Annotated in this window: 17 protein-coding genes; 6 read left to right on the top strand and 11 right to left on the bottom strand. The window is 73.4% G+C overall.

Features of this window, described 5'->3' with window-relative positions; genetic code table 11:
* Window positions 1-20: 20 nt before the first annotated feature.
* The 4 genes from BBK14_RS11065 to BBK14_RS11050 all read left to right on the top strand — a co-directional run bounded on the left by BBK14_RS11065 (window position 21) and on the right by BBK14_RS11050 (window position 4764).
* Window positions 21-1637: an LCP family protein gene (locus BBK14_RS11065; RefSeq protein ID WP_071061615.1), complete on the top strand. Its 1617-nt coding sequence runs from the start codon at window positions 21-23 to the stop codon at window positions 1635-1637.
* A gap of 366 nt (window positions 1638-2003) precedes the next feature.
* A complete protein-coding gene (locus tag BBK14_RS11060; RefSeq protein ID WP_071061612.1) occupies window positions 2004-2816 on the top strand; it encodes a polysaccharide deacetylase family protein in 813 nt (270 codons plus the stop codon).
* 76 nt (window positions 2817-2892) lie between these two features.
* Window positions 2893-3615, top strand: coding sequence for a DUF1707 SHOCT-like domain-containing protein (locus BBK14_RS11055; protein ID WP_241831394.1), 723 nt, complete (start codon window positions 2893-2895; stop codon window positions 3613-3615).
* 225 nt (window positions 3616-3840) lie between these two features.
* Window positions 3841-4764 (top strand): proteasome assembly chaperone family protein, encoded by a 924-nt coding sequence (locus BBK14_RS11050; RefSeq protein WP_071061608.1) that lies wholly within the window; start codon window positions 3841-3843, stop codon window positions 4762-4764.
* Window positions 4765-4815: 51 nt separating this feature from the next.
* On the opposite strand, the gene mnhG is transcribed toward BBK14_RS11050, so the two are convergent.
* From mnhG to mbhE, 6 genes are read right to left on the bottom strand one after another with little or no spacing between them, the layout of a single operon-like run.
* Complete coding sequence (gene mnhG / locus BBK14_RS11045; RefSeq protein ID WP_018500178.1) at window positions 4816-5178, bottom strand: monovalent cation/H(+) antiporter subunit G; 363 nt, start codon at window positions 5176-5178, stop codon at window positions 4816-4818.
* The gene (locus tag BBK14_RS11040; protein WP_020462681.1) at window positions 5178-5444 is read right to left on the bottom strand and encodes an MrpF/PhaF family protein; all 267 of its coding nucleotides are present in this window, start codon (window positions 5442-5444) and stop codon (window positions 5178-5180) included. Before BBK14_RS11040 ends, mnhG begins: the two co-directional genes overlap by 1 nt.
* Window positions 5444-6055 (bottom strand): Na+/H+ antiporter subunit E, encoded by a 612-nt coding sequence (locus BBK14_RS11035; protein ID WP_071061605.1) that lies wholly within the window; start codon window positions 6053-6055, stop codon window positions 5444-5446. Before BBK14_RS11035 ends, BBK14_RS11040 begins: the two co-directional genes overlap by 1 nt.
* Window positions 6052-7623, bottom strand: coding sequence for a Na+/H+ antiporter subunit D (locus BBK14_RS11030; RefSeq protein WP_071061603.1), 1572 nt, complete (start codon window positions 7621-7623; stop codon window positions 6052-6054). Before BBK14_RS11030 ends, BBK14_RS11035 begins: the two co-directional genes overlap by 4 nt.
* A complete protein-coding gene (locus BBK14_RS11025) occupies window positions 7620-8186 on the bottom strand; it encodes a Na(+)/H(+) antiporter subunit C (protein ID WP_071061601.1) in 567 nt (188 codons plus the stop codon). Before BBK14_RS11025 ends, BBK14_RS11030 begins: the two co-directional genes overlap by 4 nt.
* Window positions 8183-11068 carry a hydrogen gas-evolving membrane-bound hydrogenase subunit E gene (mbhE, locus tag BBK14_RS11020; protein WP_071061599.1) on the bottom strand — a complete coding sequence of 962 codons (2886 nt, stop codon included), beginning with the start codon at window positions 11066-11068 and terminating at the stop codon, window positions 8183-8185. Before mbhE ends, BBK14_RS11025 begins: the two co-directional genes overlap by 4 nt.
* A gap of 671 nt (window positions 11069-11739) precedes the next feature.
* On the opposite strand from mbhE, the gene BBK14_RS11015 reads away from it, so the two are divergent.
* Window positions 11740-12477, top strand: a complete 738-nt coding sequence (locus tag BBK14_RS11015) for a hypothetical protein (protein WP_071061598.1) — start codon at window positions 11740-11742, stop codon at window positions 12475-12477.
* 1391 nt (window positions 12478-13868) lie between these two features.
* Here BBK14_RS11015 and BBK14_RS11005 read toward each other — a convergent pair.
* Window positions 13869-15560 carry an MFS transporter gene (locus BBK14_RS11005; RefSeq protein WP_241831393.1) on the bottom strand — a complete coding sequence of 564 codons (1692 nt, stop codon included), beginning with the start codon at window positions 15558-15560 and terminating at the stop codon, window positions 13869-13871.
* A gap of 258 nt (window positions 15561-15818) precedes the next feature.
* Between BBK14_RS11005 and BBK14_RS11000 the strand changes: the two genes are divergently transcribed.
* Window positions 15819-17969 carry a serine/threonine-protein kinase gene (locus BBK14_RS11000; RefSeq protein ID WP_131802232.1) on the top strand — a complete coding sequence of 717 codons (2151 nt, stop codon included), beginning with the start codon at window positions 15819-15821 and terminating at the stop codon, window positions 17967-17969.
* Window positions 17970-18011: 42 nt separating this feature from the next.
* On the opposite strand, the gene tyrS is transcribed toward BBK14_RS11000, so the two are convergent.
* The 4 genes from tyrS to BBK14_RS10980 all read right to left on the bottom strand — a co-directional run bounded on the left by tyrS (window position 18012) and on the right by BBK14_RS10980 (window position 21686).
* Window positions 18012-19409 carry a tyrosine--tRNA ligase gene (gene tyrS, locus BBK14_RS10995; protein ID WP_071061590.1) on the bottom strand — a complete coding sequence of 466 codons (1398 nt, stop codon included), beginning with the start codon at window positions 19407-19409 and terminating at the stop codon, window positions 18012-18014.
* Between the two features lie 127 nt (window positions 19410-19536).
* A complete protein-coding gene (locus BBK14_RS10990) occupies window positions 19537-20181 on the bottom strand; it encodes a glycosyltransferase (RefSeq protein ID WP_241831392.1) in 645 nt (214 codons plus the stop codon).
* A gap of 16 nt (window positions 20182-20197) precedes the next feature.
* Window positions 20198-20836 (bottom strand): TetR/AcrR family transcriptional regulator, encoded by a 639-nt coding sequence (locus tag BBK14_RS10985; protein ID WP_241831391.1) that lies wholly within the window; start codon window positions 20834-20836, stop codon window positions 20198-20200.
* 253 nt (window positions 20837-21089) lie between these two features.
* Window positions 21090-21686: a DinB family protein gene (locus BBK14_RS10980; RefSeq protein WP_071061585.1), complete on the bottom strand. Its 597-nt coding sequence runs from the start codon at window positions 21684-21686 to the stop codon at window positions 21090-21092.
* Window positions 21687-21769 lie beyond the last annotated feature (83 nt).

Genomic DNA, 21769 nt, shown 5'->3' with positions numbered 1-21769 from the left:
GCGCGGCGAGGGGCGGCGGCATGCGGGACGCGCGCGCACGGCAGTCGTGCGACGCCCCCGAAGTGACGCCGGCAGAGACCGTGGACGGTGAGCACGACACCCGCGAACGCGACATCGACGGCGAGGCCGAAGGCGGCAGCGAGGCCGGCCCGCCGGGTGACGGGAGCGACGCGGCGGCCGGCGCCGCGCAGCGCGGCCCGGTACGCCGGGTTCTGCTCGTCCTGACCGCCCTGCTGTCGGTCGCCGTGGTGGTGGTAACCACCACCGGCTGGTTCGTCATCACCTTCTACGACCGCAGGATCGATCGCGAGACCATCGCGCCGCCTGCCGACATCACGGTGACCCGCCCACCACCCGCGCCGGTCGGCACCGAGACCTGGCTCCTCGTCGGCTCCGACGTGCGCACCGGCTCGGACGCCGCGGCGGTCAGCGGCGCGCGATCCGACACTATGATGATCGCCCACCTGGCCTCGGACGGGCGGACGAACATCGTGTCGGTCCCCCGTGACCTGAGGGTGCCCATCCCGGCCTGGACCGACGACGGCGGCACCCACCACCGGGCCCGCCGAGACAGGATCAACGCAGCGTTCGGCGGCGGTGGCCCCGCGCTCCTCGTCGCCACCCTCGAGCAGGTGGCGGGACTGCGCATCAACCACTACGCCGAACTCGACTTCAACGGCTTCCAGCAGATGACGTCCGCGATCGGTGGCATCGACGTGTGTCTGCAGGCATCGAGCTACGTCGAGCCGCACACACTGGAGAACGGCCGGCGGGTGCGGTCGATGAACCTGAACGACCCCAGCTCCGGTTTCCTCGGGCAGCCGGGAAACAATCATCTGATCGGCGGAAATGCGCTTGCCTTTGTTCGGCAACGACATGGTTTCGCTGACGGTGACCTCTCCCGGATCCGCCGCCAGCAGGCGTTTCTCGCGGCGATGTTCCGAAAGGTCAGCAGCAGCGACGTCCTCTTGCGCCCGACCAAGCTCGCCGCGTTTCTGGGCGCGGTGACGCGGTCGGTGGTGCTGGACGACGAGACCGGCTTCACCGAGCTGCGCGCGCTGGCCGAGCGGATGCGCGGGATGACGACCGGCGCCGTCACGTTCTCCACCGTCCCGATCACGGGCCAGATCGCCGAACCGGCCTTCTACTTCCTGTACGACCCCGACCAGATGCGGCAGTTCTTCCGGAACATCACCGGCGGCGAGTCCCTGCCCGAGCCCACCGGCTCCGGAGACCCCATCCCGCTCGGCGGCGCCTTCACCCCGGAACCCTCGATCGGCGCACCGGCCGCCCCCACCGCGGCAGTCGCCCTCCCACCCACCGAGAGCGCCACCCCCACGGTGACGCCTCAGGTACCCGACGTGGCATCGACGCCCGCCTCCCCGGCCGAACAGCCAACAGCCACCCCCACACCCCCGCCCACGGCGATGCCCACGGCCACGGCGCCGACCGGTGTCAGTGTCGGCGCCGGCGTCGACATCCTGGCCCGGCCGATCGCCGGGACCGGGCAGGATGCCACGGCCGGCACCACCCCGGGCACGCCGGGGCCGTCCGCCACACTGCCGGTGGGGCCGCCGGTGGGATCGTCCGCGACGACCGAGCCGCCGGTGACCGCCGCCGCCGCCTGCATCTACTAATGGGACCTACCGGGTCGTTGTAGGGCAGGCTCGGTGCCGGTGGCCGCCAGCGGGTGAGCACTCCCATCCGACCCGGCCGCACCTTTCCGGCAACAACTGGACGCTTTACTCCCGTCAGGCCCTTTTCTGGCACTGGTACCACTCGGCTCCGGGCCAGACCGGCCACCGTCCGCAACCTCTTTTTTTCATCCCCGCCGTTGACATTTCCAGCCGCAATTTATGCCCGCTTTGTACCGGCACATACGACGTATGGTCTACCGGCGCCGGGCGCTGTGAGACCCGGTGTTCGGAACAGTGAAGGGACAACGGGATGAAGGTCAGCCGTACGTGCCGCATCCGCTCCAGTCGCAGCGGTGAGGTCTCGCCATGAGCGTGCGGCCCTCGTCCGGGGACGGTTTCGGGGCCAGGGGCGGTTTCGAGGCCGGGGGCGAAGCGGGCGGTGAGGCCGGCGGCGGCCGGGCGGGCGGGCCGTCCCGGCGACGGCTGCTGGGGTGGTCGATCGCGGGAGCGGCCGGCCTCACGGCACTCGGCGCGCTCGACCCGGCCCTGGCCGCCCCCGCGGCGGGCAGGCGGTCGGGCGCGGTGAGCCGGGTCCGCGGCGCGCGGCCCGCGGCGCCGGCGAACGCGATCGCGCTGACCATCGACGACGGACCGCACCCGGTCTGGACGCCGCGGATCCTGGAGGTGCTGCGTGGCAACGGTGTCCGCGCGACCTTCTTCGTCATCGGGGTCCAGGCGAAAGCCCACCCGGAGCTGGTCCGGCGCGTCCTCGCCGAGGGGCACACGGTCGGCAACCACTCGCTCGACCATCCGACGCCGTTCGGCGCCGGCTCCGCCGCGACCGTCGCCCGGGAGATCTCCGCGGCCCAGGCGATCATCACCGCGGCCGGTGGGGTCGCTCCCCGGTACTTCCGGTCGCCCGGCGGGGACTGGTCGCCGGCCGTCCTCGCCGCCGCGGCCGCGCAGCACCTGACACCGGTCGGCTGGAGCGTCGACCCGCGCGACTGGACCCGGCCCGGGGTGGCCTCGATCGTGCGGACGCTGACCGGCGCCCGGGCGGGCGACATCCTGCTGTGTCACGACGGCGGCGGCGATCGATCGCAGACCGTCGAGGCGCTTCGCCAGGTCCTGCCGGCGCTGCGGGCCAGGGGCCGGAGCTTTACCTTCACCTCCCTGTGAAACCGGTTCCCGGCCGGTCCGTCGCCGGGGCCGAGGCGGGCTTCGCGCCGGGTGGGTGGGCCGCTACGGTCGGGACATGCCCGACTCACCCGATCCCGGCCCGGCTCCCGCGACCGGCGACGACGCCGCGCCGGTCCGTCCGAGCCAGGCCGGCAGTCCGGCAGAGGCCGGCCCCGCTCCCGGCCCCGCTCCCGGGCCCGCTTTCGGCGTCGGCAAGGCGAAGAGCGCCGGCCCGCGCCACGACCCGTCCGCGCCGATCACCGACGCCGACCGGCAGGCGACCGCCGACCACCTGCGCGCGGCCTGCGGCGACGGGCGGCTGACCCTGGACGAGTTCAGCGAGCGGGTCGGGAGCGCCTGGGCCGCCCAGACCGTGGAGGAGCTGGCGCAGGCCGGGGCCGGCATCGTCCCGCCGCGGGTCGGCATCCAGCGCTCGTCGTCGACGATCGTCAACATTCTCGGCGACGGACGGCGGCTCGGCCGTTGGCGGATGCCCCGGCGGACGGTGATAGTCAACCTGCTCGGCGACTGGACGCTGGATCTGCGCGGTGCGCTGATGGACGAGGATGCCGTGACCGACGGCGTGCTCGACATTCTCTATATCTCGCTGATCGGCGATCTCACCATCAGCGTCCCGGACGGGATGGAGGTCGACATGAGCGGCTTGGTCGTGCTCGGCGACCGGCACCTGGAGCTGGCCATGGTCTCGGAACGCCCGGGAACCCCCCGGCTGCGGTTGCGGCTGGCCGGCCTGATCGGCGACGTCCGGGTGAGCAGTGGGTCGCTGACCGGGCGGTGACCCGCGATCCCGAGAGACGCGATCACGACATAGCAGGCACGATGGCGCCACGCCGCTCGTACGGCACTATTTCCGCCGGGGCGAGGGTGGGCGTTGGTATTCTCGATCATGCGCATCGGAGCTGCCCCGGCGGAGTCGGAATGCGGGACCGCCACGGCGACTTCCTAGTGCCAGGGTGTCACCGCGGACCGCCGCGGACCAGATCGGTGAGGGAGGGCACGACCGATGCTTGACCCCAGAGAGCTCTACGAGATCAGGAGCGACCTGGACGACCTCGGCCGCCCGGTACTGATCGAGGCGATGACCGGGGTCGTCGACGCGGGTGGCGCTGTCGGGCTCGCCAGCGAGCACCTGACGACGGCGCTGCAGCACGAGCGGATCGTCACCTTCGACGTCGACCAGCTCATGGACTACCGCTCCCGGCGCCCGCCCATGGTCTTCTACGAGGACCACTGGGAAAGCYACGACGATCCCGTCCTGGCCATCGAGCTGCTCCACGACGAGGCCGGCACGCCCTTCCTGCTGCTCTGCGGCCCCGAGCCGGACCTGCACTGGAAGCGCTTCACCAAGGCCGTCCAGGCGGTCATGGCGGAGCTGGGCGTCCGCATGTCGGTCGGGCTGAACGCGATCCCCATGGCCGTGCCGCACACCCGTCCGTGCGGGGTCACCGCGCACGCGACACGCAAGGAACTGCTCGTCGGGTACGAGCCGTGGGTCCGGCGGCTGTCGGTACCCGGCAGCGCCGGGCACCTGCTCGAGTACGAGATCGGCCGGTCCGGGGCGGATGCGATGGGCTTCGCCGCGCACGTCCCGCACTACCTCGCGCAGGCCACCTATCCGGCCGCGACCGAGGCGCTGCTCAGCTCCGTCTCGAAGTCCACGGGGCTGCTCCTGCCGCTGGACGGGCTGCGTTCCGCCGCGTTGGAGGTGCGGGGCGAGGTCGACAGCCAGATCGCGCGCGGCGGCGAGGCCGCCGAGGTGGTCAAAGCGATCGAGGAGCAGTACGACGCGTTCCACCGCGGCCGCGAGGGCGAGCACCTGCCGGTGGTCGACGACTCCGAACCGCTGCCGACCGGCGAGGAGCTCGGCGCGGCGCTGGAGCGCTTCCTCGCCGAACAGAGCGAACCGGGCGGGCCGCAGCCGACCTGAGCCGCCGGCTGGCGGGGCCGGGCCGCCCGGCCCGGGCGGGCTTGGCGGGTGTCACCGGTGTTCGGCGGCCTGGCCCGGGCTGGCGACTCCGCCCCGGCGCCGGGCCAGCTCGTCCACGACCAGCAGGTCGTGGCGGAACCGGCCGGTGCGGTAGGCCGCCCGGCCGACCCGCTGGGCGATCACGGGCGCCGTGACGAGCTGCAGCAGCGCGACGAGCAGCAGCCCGGCGGCGTGGCGGGGCGCGAGCTGGACGGCGCTGCCCAGCAGGATCGACACCAGGCCGACCGTCTGGGGCTTGGTGGCCGCCTGCAGCCGGGAGGGGACGTCCGGGAACCGCAGCAGGCCCCAGGCGCCGAGCAGGCAGAACAGCGCGCCGGTCAGCAGCAGCACCGCGGAGATCACCTGGCGGGCCATCAGCGGGTTGTCCCACGCCGCTCGACCAGTCGGGCCGCGGTCAGCGACCCGAGGAAGCCGAGCAGCGCGACGACCGCGACGAGCGCGATGTTCCAGCCCTCGTTGCGCATCCCGATCTCGACCGTGACACCCGCGACGATGAGGATCACCAGAACGTCGAGGGCGACGATGCGGTCCAGGTTGGTGGGCCCGGCCAGCGCCCTGGCCAGGGTGAGCAGCCCGGCCACGGCGAGCAGGACGAACGTGATCGTGTAGACGGTGGTCATCACCATGCCTCCCGGTCGGGTACCTCGGCGTCATCTGTGCCGGCGCGCGCGCCGCGACGGCGACGGCCGGGCGCGGGGACGTCCGCTGCGGCGCCGAAGGCGGCCAGCACCCGGCGCTGCAGGCCGAGCACGGTCGCGCGGGTACGGTCGGCCGCCTGCTCGTCGCCGGCGGCGAGCGCGTAGACGTACAGCTCACCGGCCTCGTGGTCGATCTCCAGCACGAACGCGCCGGGCGCGAGCGAGACGGCGTTCGCGGTCAGCGTCGACACCACCTCCGACGTCGCGCCCAGGGGCACGGCGACGATCGCCGAGCGCGTCCGCGGGCCGTACCGGACCATCTGCCAGGCCACCGCCACCGCGGACGGGACGAGGTCGGCGACGAGGTGGCCGAGCAGGGCGAGCGCCGGCAGCGGCCGGAACCGTGCCCCCGGGGCGACCGGGCGGAGCGGGAAGGCGGCGAGCACCACGGCCGCCACGAGCAGCCCGCTGAGCGCGGCCAGCGGGGTGGGCCTGCCCCACAACAGCATCCACACCGCCCACAGCCACAGCAACCGGCCGGGCCGACGGAACACGCGGGCGGCCGGCTCGGGCCCGGCGCTCCGGCGGCTCATCGGCCGGCCCCTGCCGGAACGGCCCGCGGGAGCCCCACCGGGACGGCGCCCGGAAGCACGGACTCCACGTAGCCCGACGGCTCGAGCAGATCGTCCGCGGCCCGCTGGCTCAGCGCGGCCAGCGGGCCGGCGAACACCGCGGCGGCCAGCCCGACGGCGACGATCCCACCGGTCGCCAGGATCATCGGGCGGTTCACCCGCTCCGTCCCGACCACCAGGTCGTCCGCGGGCTCCGGGTCGGGCACGCTCGCCCGGCGCGATCCCCAGAAGGCCAGCGTCCACACCCGGGCCATCGCGTAGAGCGTCAGCAGGCTGGTGACCAGGCCGGCGGCGACCGCGGCGTAAACCGGCCAGGTGCCGACCCCGGACCCGGCCTCGAGCAGGGTCAGCTTCGCGACGAAGCCGGAGAACGGGGGGATGCCCGCGAGGCTGAGCCCCGGCAGCGCGAAGAGCACCGCCGTTGCCGGCACGGCGGCCGCCAGCCCGCCCATGCGCCGCGGCACCGACGTCCCGGCGTACCGGGTGATCAGTCCGCTGGYCAGGAACAGCGCGGCCTGCGCCACGATGTGGTGCACCATATAGATGATCACACCGGTGAGGCCGATCACGGTGAACAGCGACAGGCCGAACAGCATGTAGCCGATGTGGCTCACCAGCAGGTACGACAGCATCCGGTTCAGGTTGTCCTGGGCGAGCGCGCCGAGGGCGCCGACGAGCAGCGTGACCACCGCGGCGACCAGCAGCAGCACCCACACGCCGTCGTGCGCGAACACCAGGGTGTGCGTCCGCAGCAGCGCGTACACGCCGACCTTGGTCAGCAGGGCGGCGAGGACGGCCGTGACCGGCGCCGGTGCCGTCGGGTAGCTGTCCGGCAGCCAGAAGTGCAGCGGGACGGCCGCCGCCTTGATGCCGAAGACGACCAGGGCCAGCAGGCCGAGCGCCCCGGCCAGGCCCTCCGGCAGCTCGCCGACCCGCCCCGACAGGTCGGCGAGGTTCATCGTCCCGGTCGCCGCGTAGACCAGCGCCAGCATCGTGAGGAACAGCAGGGACGACGTCATGCTGACGATCACGTAGGTCATGCCGGCACGGATGCGCCCCGGGGTGGTGTCGAGCGTGATCAGCACGTAGGACGAGACCAGCATGACCTCGAACGCGACGAACAGGTTGAACAGGTCGCCGGTGAGGTACGCGAGCGCCACACCGGCGACCAGGACCAGGTACACCGACTGGAAGATCGAGCTGTTGCCGCGCCGGGTGTCCTCCGTGACGCCCTGGCCGATCGCGTAGGCGAGCACCGCGAAGGTGACGACGGCCGAGGTGAGCAGCAGCAGGCCGGAGAGCCGGTCCGCGACCAGCGTGATGCCGATCGGCGCCGGCCATCCGCCCAGGTTCGCGACCAGCGGACCGTCGGTGTCGGCGATCACGACGATCGCCACCGCGTCGGCGACGACGCCCGCGACCACCAGGAGCGCGAGGATCCGCTGCGCCCGCACCCGGCCGCGCAGGACGAGCACGGCGCCGGCGGCGAGCAGGGGCACCACGACCGGGAGAACCGCCAGGACGCTCACGGGCGCCGTCCGTAGGCGTCGCACCGCTCGAGCAGGCCGGGCACGGCGAGCTCACCCGGTTCGCGCGGCGGCTCCCGGTCCTCCCGGTCGGACTGTTCGGCCCCGTCGGCCGGTCCCCCGCCGAGTTGTCCCGCTCCGTCGTCCCCGTCGGGCTGTCCCGCTGTCCCGGGCGGTCCCGCCTGCTCGGGATGTGCTGATCCGCCGGACTCCAGGCGGCTGATGCGGGCGTCCTCGATGTCGTCGCGCACCTCGTCGTCCCCGAGCAGGGTCCACGCCCGGTACGCGAGCGCGAGCAGAAAGGTCGTCAGCGCGAAGGTGATGACGATCGAGGTCAGCGCCATGCCCTGCGGGAGCGGGTCCGACATGTCCTCGGGCCGGGCCGGGCCGACCATGGGCGGCTGGCCGCTCTCCCCGCCGACGAGCAGTAGGAGCAGGTTCGTGCCGTGCCCGAGCAGGACGAGCCCGATGAGCACGCGCATGAGCGAGCGTTGCAGGAGGAGGTAGGTCCCGGCCGTGTAGAGGCCGCCGACCATCAGGGCCGAGGTCAGGTTCACCGGGCTCATGCGATCTCGTCCACGCGCTCGCGGCCCGCCTCGATCTCGGCGTCGGCCTCCTTGTCGACGGCGGTGCCGAGCGTGCGCAGCAGCTCGAGCACCACGCCGATGATCAGCAGGTAGACCCCGACGTCGAAGAACAGGCTCGTCACCAGCTCGACGTGACCCAGGACCGGCAGATCACCCTTGAACACATAGCTCTCCAGGACGGGATCGCCGAGCAGCGCGGGCGCGAGCCCCGCGGCCGCCGCGGTCACCAGCCCGGTGCCGATCACCGCGGTCGGCACCACCGGGACGGCCGCGCCCACCCGGCGGCGCCGTCCCGCCACATAACGCAGGACGAACGCCAGGCCGGCGACGAGCCCGCCGGAGAAGCCGCCCCCCGTCCTGGTGTGGCCGGCGAAGAGCAGGTACAGCGAGAACACGAGCACCACCGGGAACACCGCCCGGGTCGTGACCTCCAGCAGGACCGACCGTGCCCGCACCGGATCCTCGGCCCGTCGGTCCGCCGGGCCGAGCAGCTGGTCGATCGTGCGCCCCTGCGGGGTGCGGACGAGCAGCAGCAGCGAGGCCACGCCGAGCGCGGCCACCGCGAGCACCGCGATCTCGCCGAGGGTGTCGAACGCCCGGAAGTCGACCAGGATGGCGTTCACCACGTTCGTCGCCCCGGTCTCGCCGGGCGAGCGTGCGATGAACTCCCGGCTCGGCTGCGCCATCCCGGCGCGCGAGCCGCTGGTCACGATCGCGAACCCGGCCACGAAAACCCCGACGGCGACGGCGACGGCGATCCGCGGCAACCGCAACGGCGACGAACGGTCGGCCGTCGAGAACCGGACCGGCATCCGCCGCAGCACGAAGACGAAAACGATCAGCGACAGGGTCTCGACGAGGAACTGGGCCAGCGCGAGGTCGGGCGCGCCGTCGACGACGAACAGCGCGCCGATCCCGTATCCGACCGCGCCGAGCAGCAGCGTCGCGGTGAGCCTGCTGCGGGCGCGGACGACCGCCAGCGAGGCGAGCAGGATGCCCACCGCGAGCGGGAGCTGGATGCGGTAGTCCCACCAGGGCAGGTCGTCGGGCCAGGAGGCCCCGGTGACCAGCGCGGTGCCCGGCACCGCGAGCACCGTGAGCAGGATGACGCCGAGGTACGCCGGCAGCGAGCCGGTCTGCAGCCGGCCGGTGACCGCGACCGCCGACCAGTCCAGCGCCCGCACGGCGCGCTCGTAGCCGCGCTGCGCGTCCAGGAGATCGGGCAGGCGCGGCGACAGCCACCGCGGCGGCCCCGCCGCCGCGGCGAAGACCAGCACGCCCCCGGCGACCGCGACGGCGGACAGCGCGATCGGCCAGCCCGGCCCGTGCCAGAGCGCGAGGTGGTAGCGCGCGGCGCCGGCGGGGAAGCCGTCGGCGTAGGCGGCGACGAGCCGGTCGACGCCCCGGTGCGCGATTCCGAGGCCGAGTCCGGCGAGGGCCAGCACCACCACCGGCGCCACGAACACCGCCGCCGGACGGGCGACCGCGCTCGGCGGCGCGCCCGGCCACGAGCCGAACGCGCCCCACAGGAACCGCAGCGCGTACCCGGTGGTCAGGCAGGAGCCCGCCACGAACACGGCGAGCAGCGCCAGCTCGCCGGCCCCGCCGTGGACGAGCGCCTCGAAGGCGGCCTCCTTGCCGAGGTAGCCCAGGAAGGGCGGCAGCCCGACCATCGAGGCGGCGGCGAGGACCGCTCCCCCGCACACCACCGGGACGCTCCGCCACAGGCCGGACAGGTCCCGCAGGTCACGGGTCCCGGCCTGGTGGTCGACGATGCCGACGACCATGAACAGCGCGGCCTTGAACAGCCCGTGCGCGAGGATCAGCGTGGCGCCGGCCAGCGCCGCGGTGCGCGACCCGAACCCGACCAGCGCGGTGAGGAACCCGAGCTGGCTGACGGTACCGAAGGCGAGCAGYCGTTTGAGGTCGGTCTGCACCAGCGCGCGCAGGCCGCCAAGCAGCATCGTCGCCGCGCCGAGAGCCACCGCCGGTACCTGCCAGCCCACCACGCCGGCGAAGGCCGGGGTCAGCGTCGCCACGAGGAACACCCCGGCCTTCACCATCGCCRCGGCGTGCAGGTACGCGCTGACCGGGGTGGGCGCGACCATCGCGGCCGGCAGCCAGGAGTGGAACGGGATCTGGGCCGACTTTGTCAGCGCGCCCAGYAGGACGAGCACCAGCGCCGCGGTGACCACCGCGCCGGACGGCGGCGCCGCCACGATCCGCGAGATCCGGTAGGTGCCCGCCGCCTGCCCCAGCAGGACGAAGCCGAACAGCATCGCCAGGCCCCCGACGCTGGTGATCAGCAATGCCTGGACGGCGGACCGCCGGCCGGGGGCGCTCACGCCGTCCTGCCCGATCAGCAGGAAGGAGAAGACGGTGGTGAGCTCCCAGAAGAGGTAGAGCGTGAACAGGTCGTCGGCCAGGACCAGCCCCAGCATCGCGCCCGCGAACGCGAGCAGCGCGGCGCTCGCCCGGCCCGGCCCCGCCGAGCCCGGCACGGGCATGCCGCCGTCGGCCGCGTGCGGCGCGTGGTAGGCGAACGAGTAGACCAGCACCGCCGCGCCGACGCCGGTGACGAGCAGCGCCATCAGCAGTGCCAGCGGGGCGAGCCGGAACACGATCTCCAGCTCGACGGTCGGCGCCCAGGCGAGGGTCTCGACCAGCAGGTCACCGGCGGGGGCGCCGTGCCCTCCGACGGCGGCCGTCGTGGCCGTCGTGGCCGGTATCCGGACCACCAGCCAGCCGAACGTGGCTGCCGGCGCGGCGGCCGCGAGCAGGAAGGCCGTGCGGCCCAGCCGGCCGGTCAGCGCGGGCAGGGCCGCGGCGAGAACAAGGTGGGCGACTACGGCGGCGAACACGCGGCACTCCGCTCGCGCCCGCTCCCTGAGAGTCCCGTCGGTCTGGCCATCCGGTCCGCACCCCCTGCTCGTGTCGAGTTGTCACGTGAAGCCTGCTGTCGGCGGCCGACAGGCCACCGCGGTATGCGCCCGCCCGGCGGGCGGGCGGGCCCGGGGACGATCACCGCGGTCGCGACGCGGCCGTGGCCCGTCCGCCGCAGTGGGCGCGCTCCGGCCGCTGGACGGCCCGGGCGAAACAGGAGAGCCGCGCCACAATTCTCACGCAGCGTGACGATCGACAAGCCCGGACCCGCGTACCAAAGACACCTCAACCGCATTCACCCGCTCTGTCAGACCGTACATGGTCCAACACACCCAAGACTCGGGTGACAGTGAGTAACCAAGCTCAGGTTGCCGATGAGGGAACCTGCCAGCGGGCGGCGCTCGCCGACGACAACCCCCGATCCGCGTCCGGGCCTCCGACCTGCGGATTCGTGTTGGCGAGCGATTCCCTATTCGAATACCGGCCTTCCTGGCACGATCCGGACCAGACCTCGAAAGGTTGGTATCTAGCCCTGTCGTGCCATGTATTGTGATTTCCGTTCGTCCGGGGTAGCCGGCGAGTTACGGCGGCGCCACCGCTGCGCTATAGCACTTCTGGCCTGATCCGTCCGACCTCCGGAGTCGCCGGCATGACTGCCACCGCGATCACAACCGCCAGGCCCCCGGCGAGACCGCGCAGACAGCGGCGGGTCGCCCGTCAGCTTCTGCTAACCGCACACGTCCTGGTGAGCGTCGGGTGGAACGGCGTCGCGCTGGGCCAGCTCGCGCTCGCCATCACGGCGTCTCTCGACAGCGACATCCGGCATCCGGCCTATGAGCTCATGCACGTGTTCGATCGAGCCCTCAACATTCCGCTGGCGCTACTCACCCTCGCGACGGGGATCCTGATCTCGCTGCGCACCCGATGGGGTCTCCTGCACCACAAGTGGGTCGTGACCAAGCTGGCGATCACGGTCGTCGCGGTCATCTTCGCGGCCGCCTTCATGCGCACCATGATCGTTCGAGCCGGCCATGCCACAGCGGACGGAAACGTCCACTACAGCGGACCCACAGTCGCGATCATCGCGGGTGCCTGCCTGATGAACGCGATGTTCATTACCGCCACGTTCCTGTCCACGCTCAAGCCCTGGGGGCGCACGCAACGGGGCCTGCGCGCCGGTCGGCGCCCTGCCGCGCGCGCTCCGGTGAGCGTCGTGAACGGGACGTCCACGCCGTCCTCCACCAGGTCTTTCTTCTCGCCTGCCCCGACCGGTTCAACGGTGACGGACACGCCGCTCCCCGGGAATTCCGGTCCGCCGGCCGGAAACGCGGGCCCGGTCCCGGAAACCACGCAGGACCCCGCCGCCCCCGAGAGCGTCTCGAGATAGGAGGCCGCAGACTCCGGCGCCGCGCGGGAAAAACTCTCAGCACCGCCGCCGGACGGGATGCCGGCAGAGTGCCGCACGGAGTTCCGGCGCCCAGGTTGTCGCCTCGCAGATCGCCGCACTCCACGCGTTCTCACTCAACGCGCGTTGCCCGGCGTCGCGCGCCCTCCCGCACCCCCGTCCTTTACACTTGCCTTCACCACGATTGATCATCGTGGTGATTCATGTCCGGATCGGGGCGGTCTCACCGATGGATCCTGGGAGCGTGCGCAACGAGGCGGGCGGCGAGTAGGGATGGCTGAGTCTGGCGGCAGCTGCATGAACACCCGCGGGCCGGGCCCAGCGCACCGGACCGGCGGAGGAGGCTCCACCCTGCCGAAGATACTCGCCCGCTCGTCCGCCTCGATGTAGGTGTCGAGAAGCAGGTCGTCGATCACGTGGTTCGCGACCAGGAAATCCGTGTTCTGTCCGGCCAGCGCTCCCGCGTCCGGGACCGGTTCACTCATCACGCGGATCTCGGCGTCCGGAAGAAGCCGGCGATATTCCGCGGCCGCCCACGCGCCAGCCTCCTCATTCGGTTCGACGAGGATCACAGTGCCCCGGAACCCGAGGTCAGACAAGCCGAAGGCAACCTTCGCCGAAAACCCTGGCCCGATCTCGGCAACGGCCGCCTCCGGATCCAGGCCGGCTCGGCGCAGCAGTCGCGCCCACAGGCGGCCTACCGATCTCACCCAGGCTTCGTTGCTTCCGATCCCTTTGGTTGCACCGGCCGTGCAGGCAGCGCGGCTCACGCCCCGGTACCGCCCGTCGCCCGTCGACTCTTCGCGTTTCCGCTGTACGCGGGCTCCCGCATGTGCCACCTCGATCACGCGGGACGGCGCCGGCACGCACTCAGCCCGAGAAGATGCCGGGCGAGTCGGTCCGCGTTCCTGGATCGTGCCGAGCGGAGAACACTGCCAGAACCCCCCAGTAGGCCCGGGACCTTCCGGCGGCGACGACCTAGCGAGGCGTCGAAATATCCTGATACTCCGGATCATAGCGCGTCACAGTCACGCCACAAGCGGCCCGCCGCTGGATGCCAGTTACGCAGGCCGGACTCCAGGAGTCGGAAGCAGGGAGATCCCGGCCGGTGAGGCTGACAAGACGTCCGGGCCAGGCGGCCCGGACGAGATGCGACGGGCTTCCCGCAATGCGCGGCTGGCTTACCAGCCAATCAGGACGCGTCATCTTACCGCGAAGATCGCCATACCGGCCATACTGCTCGCAGCTGACCGTTCCGCCACCCGCGGACCGCCCCGTACCTGCCGCCACTCGGTTATGACGACATCCGTCGCCAGGACCGGAAAAACAGAACACGCGGCCGTGTTCCGCCCATGCGGGTTACGAAGTGTCCTTCAGAACGCCGCGTCGCCCCGTCCGTCCGCAGCTCCGTCCTCTTCATCGGAATTCATTCCGATGGTCTGTTCAGCGGCTGTGACGTCACCCGTTGTCGAGTCGCTCGCCGTCATGCCACCCACCGCGCCGCTGCGGAAGAGGAGGACCGAGAGCACCGCGAACAGAACCGCCAGCGCGCATCCCACCGCGGCGACGGTGTGCAGGCCGGCGGTGAACGCGTCGCGGGCCGGCTCCAGCACCGCGGTTCCGCCGTCGGCGAGTGATCGCGCCGCCCGTACCGCACCGGCGAGGCTTTCACGGTCGGCATCGGCCGGCCCGGCCGGTGCCGACCGACCCGCTCCACCGGCCGGGCTCCCGCTGTCGATCGCCGCGGCGAGGCGGTGCCGGTAGACGGCCGTGCCCAGGCTGCCGAGCAACGCCACCCCGAGGGCCACGCCCAGCTCGCTGCCCGTCTCCGACAGCGATGCCGCCGACCCGGCCCGCGCGGGCGGCGCTGATCCGACCACCAGATCGGTGCCGAGCACGCCCAGCGGTCCGACACCCAGGAAGACCAGGACGAACCCGAACCCCAGCAGGATCAGCCCGCCATCGCCGGCCCGGGTGAGGATCGCGAGGCCGACGGCGCTCACCCCCAGGCCGGCGGCGACCACCCGCCCCGCGCCGATCCACCGCGCCGCCACCGGGGCGGCCAGGCTCGTGCCGATGACGGCCAGCGTCGCCGGCGCCAGCCACAGGCCGGCCCGCAGCGGGGTGAGTCCCGCGACCAGCTGCAGGTACTGCGTCACGAACAGGTTGATCCCGCCCATGACGAACGCGCCGAACAGGATGAGCCCGAGCGCGGCCGTGAACGACCGGTTCGCGAACAGGCCGACGTCCACGAACGGGTCGGCCCGGCCGCGCTGGCGGCGGATGAACAGCCAGCCGACCAGCAGCCCGACCGCGACCGACCCGCCGGCACCCGGGCTCGGACCGCCCGCCGCCGTCTCCTTGAGCCCGTTGACGACCGCGAGGACGGCGAGCAGCGACATCGTCGCGCTGACCAGGTCGAGGCGGCCCTCCCCCGGGTGCCGGTACTCGGGCAGCAGCACGGGCGCCGTCACGACCAGCAGCGCCATGACCGGTACGCCGAGCAGGAACACCGAACCCCACCAGAAGTACTCCAGCAGCAGGCCGCCGAGCACCGGGCCGGCCGCCATCCCGGCGAGGAAGCAGCTCATCCAGACGGCGACCGCGGTGGACCGCTGCCGTTCGTCGGTGAACATGTTGCTGATCAGCGCGAGGGTGGACGGCATGAGCGTGGCACCGGCGATCCCGAGCAGGGCCCGCGCGGCGATCAGCATCGTCGGGCTCGTCGCCCAGGCCGCCAGCACGGACGTCAGCGCGAACGCGACCGCGCCGGCGAGCAGGAGGCGGCGCCGGCCCACGCGGTCGCCGAGGGTTCCCATGGTCACCAGGAAGCCGGCGATCAGGAAGCCGTAGCTGTCGGTGATCCACAGCAGCTGCGTGGCGCTGGGCCGCAGGTCCTCGGTGAGGCCGGGCAGCGCGAGGTAGAGAACGCTCAGGTCCAGCGACAGCAGCAGCGTGGGCAGCGCGAGGACGGCCAGCCCGGTCCACTCCCGCCGGCCGGCCCGTCCCGCCGGCACCGCGTGGGCGTGGGCGTGGGCGTCGGGGTCAGCGGGCACGCCGGTCATCCTCCCCGGGCACGGGCCTCGCGCTCACCTCGATCCCGCCGTGCGTGTCCGCGCGTCCCGCCGGGCGGATCCGCCCCGCGCCGAGCGGGTCCGCGCGCGCCGAGCGGGTCGTGATGCGCGCCGCACCCCTGTCGGAAACTCGCCAGCTTCGCTACGTGCCCAGTTGGCGACGTGGAGTATGCACACTGGCAGGATCCCGCCAGCGCCACCGGCCGTCCGGTCACCCGCGCCCGCGCCCCGGAGGAGGACCGACGCACTGTGCGAGCACGGAAGAGTACGACGACCCCGTCAACCGGCCCGGTCGGCGCGTTCGGGCGCGATCTTCGCGCGGTGCGGCGCGGGGCGGGAAATCCCTCGTACCGGACCCTGGCGCGACGCAGCGGAATGCCGGCGGAGATCCTGGCCGGCGCCGCCAGCGGCGGGTCGCTGCCGGCGCTGGACGTCCTGTGTGCCTTCGTGTCCGCCTGCGGTGGGGACGTCGGCTCCTGGGTGGCGCGGTGGCACGAGCTCGCGGCGATCCTGGAGGCGGAGCGCGAGACCCGGATAGCCCCGCCCGGGGCGGACGTCCCGTCGCAGCCGCCGCCGGTCGGGCCGTGGCCGCCGCGCACCAGCGGCGCGCCGCCCGGATCACGCCCACCCCACGCGTCCCCCGGCAGGGTCCCCTCCCAGCGTTCCAGCGGCGGGCCGGCCGACGACTTCCTCGCCCCGCTCAGCGCCGACGACCCTCGGGAGATCGGGCCGTTCCGGCTGCGCGGCCGGCTGGGCTCCGGCGGCATGGGCGCGGTGTATCTGGGCCACTCCCCGGGGCAGCGGCCGGTCGCGGTGAAGGTCATCCGCGCCGACATGGCGTCCGACAGCGAGTTCCGGCGTCGTTTCGAGCGGGAGGTCGCCGCGATGGGCCGGGTGAACAGCCTGTTCACCGCGCCGCTGATCGCCGCGGACGTCGCCGCGGACCGCCCGTGGCTCGCCACCGCCTACATCCACGGCCCGACGCTGCGCGACAGCGTGCTGCGCAACGGGCCGCTGCCGCCGTCCAGCCTGCTCCGGCTGGCCGCCGGGGTGACGGAGGCGCTCGTCGCCATCCACGGCGCGGGGGTCGTGCACCGTGACCTGAAGCCGGCGAACGTGCTGCTGGCGATCGACGGGCCCCGCGTGATCGACTTCGGGATCGCGCGGGCAGCCGACCACGCGGGCAGCACCACCACCGGGAAGGTCATCGGATCGCCGCCGTACATGTCGCCCGAGCAGGCCCGCGGCGAACGGGTGGACGCGGCCTCCGACGTGTTCGCCCTCGGGTCGGTGCTCGCCTTCGCCGCGACCGGGCGCAACGCCTTCGGCGAGGGCAACACCGCCGATGTGATCTACCGCGTGGTCCGGGGGGAGCCGGAGCTGACCGGCGTGGACGGCGACCTGCGCGCGCTGATCGAGTCGTGCCTGGCCAAGGCGCCGCAGCGGCGGCCGACGCCGGCCGAGATCCTGGGCCGCTGCCACGCCCAGCTCGGGGCCAGCCCCCGCCCGCCCAGCTGGCTGCCCGTGCCGGTGATCGCCGAGATCAGCCAGCGGCTGCGGCATCCGGCCGTGGTGGACCGTCCCACGGAGCCGGCCCGCCGCCCGGTGCGGGGGCTGGTGGTCGCGGCGTCCGTGCTGACCACCGCCACGGTCGTCGCGATGACGCCGGCGCGCAGCGTCCTCACTCCGTGGGAGCTGCTCCCGAGCTGGGGCGACGGCGCGCAGGCCCCGCGGGCGCCGTCGAGCCCGCCGCCCACGCCGACCGCCGGGGGCGTGGCGGAACAGCGGTCGGCCGAGCGGCAGTCGGCGGGCAGCCGGCGCACCACCGACGGCCGCGGCGCCGGGACATCCGCCGGCACGCCGAGTGGCACGTCGGACGGCCTGGCGGACGGCGCGGCGGGCGGCACGTCCGCGGGGACGCCCGGCGAAGCGACCGGAGGCACCGTCGACGGCGCCGCGGGCGGCCTGGAGCAGGGCCTGCCGGGCACGGGCCAGGATCCGGGAACGGGCCGGGGACCGGCCGGCGGCCCGGTTCAGGCGCCGGCCGCCCCGCAGTCCGGCGGGAGCGGCGGCCAACCGGCCACACCCGGGACACAGCGCCCACCGGCCGTGCCGCAGGCGCCGGGTCCGGGTCCGGGTCCGTCCTGGCCGTTCCCGTCGCGGGGCTCGGGCGCGACGAACCCCCCACCAGCGCAGCCGCACCCGACGCCGGAATCACCCATGGCTACCGACCCGCCCCCACCAGCGACGCCGGAGGACCTGCCCAGGACCACCGCACCCCCGCCGGAGACGCCCCCGCGGACCACTCCGCCACCGGAACCGGCACCGCCCGAGACCCCGGCGACGCACCCCGGCTCACCGCCGGCGGAGACCGCCCGCACGGAGGCTCAGGACCTCTGACACCGACGCCGTGCGACAGGTGCCCGCGCGGCGCGGCTGCCGTCAGCCGGCAGGCTCGATCCGCGCCAGCTTGCGGCCGACCTTGAGATACACGGCACCGGACCGGCCGTCGAGCCTGTCCTTGAGGACGGCGGACAGCGGCTCCCGGACGTCGTCCGGCGTGAGCGGCACCTGGGTCTGGCCCTCCTCGGACTCGACCACCAGCCGCAGCCCGTTCTGCTCCGCGACCCGGCGGACGTCGCCGTTGCTCTTCGCGAACCCGAGCCCCCGCACCGCGTCGGCGACGGTCGCGCCGAGATCGGAGAGCACCGGCAGGTCTTCGACCTCGGCGAAGGTGCGGCGGGAGAACCGCGCGACGAACTCGGCCCGGGCCGTCATCGCGGCGTCCACCCCGTGGATCGCCGCCGTCACCTCGCCGGCGAGGATCTTCTTGAGGTCCATCGGGTGCGCCGTGCCGGCCTCGCGCCGGGCGGCCAGGACGGCGAGCTCGGAGTCGCGCCACTCGCTGAGCGCGCGGAAGTACGGCTCGACGAGCCTGTCCGGCACGGACATGATCTTCCCGAAGATCTCACCGGGCGCGGCCGTCAGCGGGACGTAGTTGCCGCGGCTCTTGCTCATCTTGGCGCCGGTGCCGTCGGTCCCCTCGATCAGCGAGGTGGCCACGACGATCTCCGGGGTCTGGCCACAGATCTCCATGACCTTGCGGCACATCTGCATGTTCAGGAACTGGTCGATGCCACCGATCTCCAGGTCGCTGTCGACCTCGACCGAGTCCAGCGCCATCACCACCGAGTACAGCAGCTCGGCCAGGGAGAGCCCGTGGCCGGCGTCGAGGCGACGCCGGAAGTCCTCCCGCTGCAGCGACATCGACACCGGGATGCGCGAGACGATCTCCAGCAGCCGCGGCAGCCTCACCTCGCGCAGCCAGTCGCCGTTGCGGCGGAACTCGGCCCGTTCGAAGTCGAAGAACGGGGTGACCTGGGCCCGGTAGGTGGTCAGGTTGCGGGCGATGTCCTCGTCGGTGAGCGCCGGGCGCTCGTCCGACCGGCCGGACGGGTCGCCGATCTTGGCGGTGATGTCACCGACGATGAACACGACGCGGTGCCCCATCCGCGCGAACCGGCTCAGGAGCAGCATCGGCACCGCGTGGCCGAGGTGGACCTCGGCGCCGGTCGGGTCGATGCCGAACTTCGCCACGAAGGGACGTGACCGGGCCGCCGCGTCGCCGATGCGGGCCGCCAGCGCCTCCGGTGAGGGCTGCAGGTCCTGCGAGCGCTCGGCGATCAGGGCTGCCTGCTCGGCGGGGGCGAGGTCGGAGAGGTCGAGGCCGCGGCGTTCGGTGGTCTGCTCCAGCAGCTCACGCACGGAGGCGTCGGACGCCAGGTCGGCCCCGCCGAGCAGCGCGGTGACATGGTCGACGGAGGCTCCGAGTCGGGTCATGGCGACAATGGTAGTCAGCGCCGAGCGCCCTGATCTCCGCCCGACTCTCCGCCCGACTCGATGGCCCGGCAGCGCCCGGCGGGTCCGCGGCCAGGCCGGACGGTCTCGGCGCGGACCACCCTCCCCGTCAGGCGGCGGGCCGTGCGGCGGCGGGCCGCGGCGCGACCGCGAGGCCCTCGGCCTCGGTGGCGAAACTCTCGCCGCCGCCGCTCGCCCTGATCCGGCGTGCGGCGTTCAGCGCCCCGGCGCGCCTGCTCATCGCGGTGCGCAGCGCGTCCCGCAGCCGCTCCGCGGTCAGCCGCCTGGCCGGCAGCATGACGCCTGCGCCGGCCTCCACGACCCGGCGCGCGACCTCGGGCTGATCCCGCCCGAACGGCATGGCGACGACGGGCACACCGGCGGCGATGGCCTTGTGCACGATGCCCATCCCGCTGTGGCAGATGACGGCGGCGGCGCGCTCGAGCACCGGGCCGTGCGGCACGAACCGCTCGACCCGGACGTTCGCCGCGGCCGGCAGCTCGACGTGCCCGTAGGCGTCCGCCAGGGTGATCACCACGCGGACCGGCTCGTCGCGCAGGGCCTCGACGGCGGCCACGGCGAGGCGTTCGTCGCCCTGGTAGTCGGTCGAGGTGGTGACGAGCACCCAGGGGTCGCCGTCCTCGGCGAGCCAGGCCGGTGCCTCGCCGGGCGGGTCGTAGATCTGGGCGCCGACGAAGCGGACATGCTCCGGCGCGTCCGAGCGCGGGTACTCCAGCGGGTCGCCGGTCAGCACCAGAAGCCGGTCGGCCTCAGGGAGTGGTGGACGAGTCCGGACCGGCCAGGCTGGAGCCCGGGCCGCCCAGGCAGGCCGCGATGAGGTCGGCGACCGCCGCGCGGGTGGCCTCGACGGAGAGCCCCTCGTCGTTACGGAGCACGAGCCAGAGCTCGACGCCGCACACGGCCGTGAGCCGGCCGAGCAGGTCGTGCCGGGCGGCCGGGGGGCGGCGGTCGAGCTCGGCAGCGAACGCGGCGGCCGTCCAGGCCCGGTGGGCCTGCCGGCCGGCGGCCGCGGCCTCCGCCAGTGCCGGGGAGACGTCCTGCTGGCGGATGGCGCGGTCGGTCACCTGCCCCCACCGCTCGTACTGGCGGGCCAGGCGCTCGGCGACCACCGCCGGGTCGGAGACGTCCGGCTCGCCCCGGGCCCCCTCGATCTGCGGGACCAGCCAGGCGTTGACGGCGCGGACGAGCCCGTCCTTCGTACCGACCCGCCGGATGACGGTCTGGACGCCGACCTCGGCCCGCTCGGCGACCGCGGCGAGGGTGATCTGGTCGAACGGCCGCTCCCCGAACAGCTCGGCGCCCGCGGCGAGGATGCGCTCGGTGTTCGCGTCCGCCGACTCGGCCCGCCGTCGCTGCTGGTAGGTGCGCGTCACTGACCCCGTTTTCACGGTAGTGACGTTACCGCCAAATTGAGGGCGACGGGACCTCCACCCGTGTCGCCCGCGCGACGCCTCGCCACCCGCCACCCGGCCGTCGCGAGGCCCCACCTATCTGACGTCAACGTCAGATGGAAGTACTCCAGTGCGACCATGACGGCTCCCGAAACGGACCCCGGCGCCGGGACGCTCGGCGTCGGCACCCCTACCGGAACTCGCCGAGTGACCGGGCGCCGCCCGGGGGCGGCGGCCCGCTCGGCTCCGCTCAGCCCATGGTGCGGCTGCCGTCGAGGCTCTCGCGGATGATGTCCGCGTGGCCGGCGTGCTGCGACGTCTCGGCGATGATGTGGAGCAGGACGCGCCGCATCGACCAGCGCGCCCCGGGCTCGAACCACGGGGCCTCGGGCAGCGGCCGGGTCACACCGAGATCGGGCAGCGACCCGACAACCTCCGTGGTCCRCTCGGCCGTGGCCTCGTAGTCGGCGAGCAGGCCGGTCAGGGTGTCGCCCATCAGCATCTGGTGCTGCTTCATCCAGCTCTCCGCGTCCGCCTGCTGGTCTCCGCCGAGAATGAAGTCGACCCAGGACCGCTCGGTCGCGGTGACATGCTTGATCAGCCCGCCGAGGCACAGCGCGCTGACGGTGGTGCGCCGGGCAGCCTGTTCGTCGGTCAGGTCACGGACGGTGTAGCGCAGGAAGTGCCGGTGCTTCGCCAGCGTCGCGAGCAGGTCCTCCTTCTCGCTGACGGTCCCGCCCTCGACGGCGCTGTCCGCCTCGCTGACTGTGTTCGGGTCGGTGACGGTGCCGGCCTCAGTGACGGTGCCGGCCTCGGGGCCGCTCTCGACGTCCACGGTGCTGTTCATGGTTCCCACCTCTGCTCGCCGGTGACTGCTCGCCGGATGACTGTGGAGCCGACGATAGGAACCCTCGCGGACAGCTTCTGTCC

Source organism: Parafrankia soli (assembly GCF_001854695.1).
Taxonomy (GTDB): domain Bacteria; phylum Actinomycetota; class Actinomycetes; order Frankiales; family Frankiaceae; genus Parafrankia; species Parafrankia soli.
Note: the sequence above shows the minus strand (reverse complement) of the source record. Positions and strands in the feature narration are given on the sequence as shown.

Coding starts and splice junctions, on each gene's coding strand:
- BBK14_RS11065 (WP_071061615.1), top strand. CDS start 21: ATGCGGGACGCGCGCGCACGGCAGTCGTGCGACGCCCCCGAAGTGACG.
- BBK14_RS11060 (WP_071061612.1), top strand. CDS start 2,004: ATGAGCGTGCGGCCCTCGTCCGGGGACGGTTTCGGGGCCAGGGGCGGT.
- BBK14_RS11055 (WP_241831394.1), top strand. CDS start 2,893: ATGCCCGACTCACCCGATCCCGGCCCGGCTCCCGCGACCGGCGACGAC.
- mnhG (WP_018500178.1), bottom strand. CDS start 5,178: ATGGCCCGCCAGGTGATCTCCGCGGTGCTGCTGCTGACCGGCGCGCTG.
- BBK14_RS11040 (WP_020462681.1), bottom strand. CDS start 5,444: ATGACCACCGTCTACACGATCACGTTCGTCCTGCTCGCCGTGGCCGGG.
- BBK14_RS11035 (WP_071061605.1), bottom strand. CDS start 6,055: ATGAGCCGCCGGAGCGCCGGGCCCGAGCCGGCCGCCCGCGTGTTCCGT.
- BBK14_RS11025 (WP_071061601.1), bottom strand. CDS start 8,186: ATGAGCCCGGTGAACCTGACCTCGGCCCTGATGGTCGGCGGCCTCTAC.
- BBK14_RS11015 (WP_071061598.1), top strand. CDS start 11,740: ATGACTGCCACCGCGATCACAACCGCCAGGCCCCCGGCGAGACCGCGC.
- BBK14_RS11005 (WP_241831393.1), bottom strand. CDS start 15,560: ATGACCGGCGTGCCCGCTGACCCCGACGCCCACGCCCACGCCCACGCG.
- tyrS (WP_071061590.1), bottom strand. CDS start 19,409: ATGACCCGACTCGGAGCCTCCGTCGACCATGTCACCGCGCTGCTCGGC.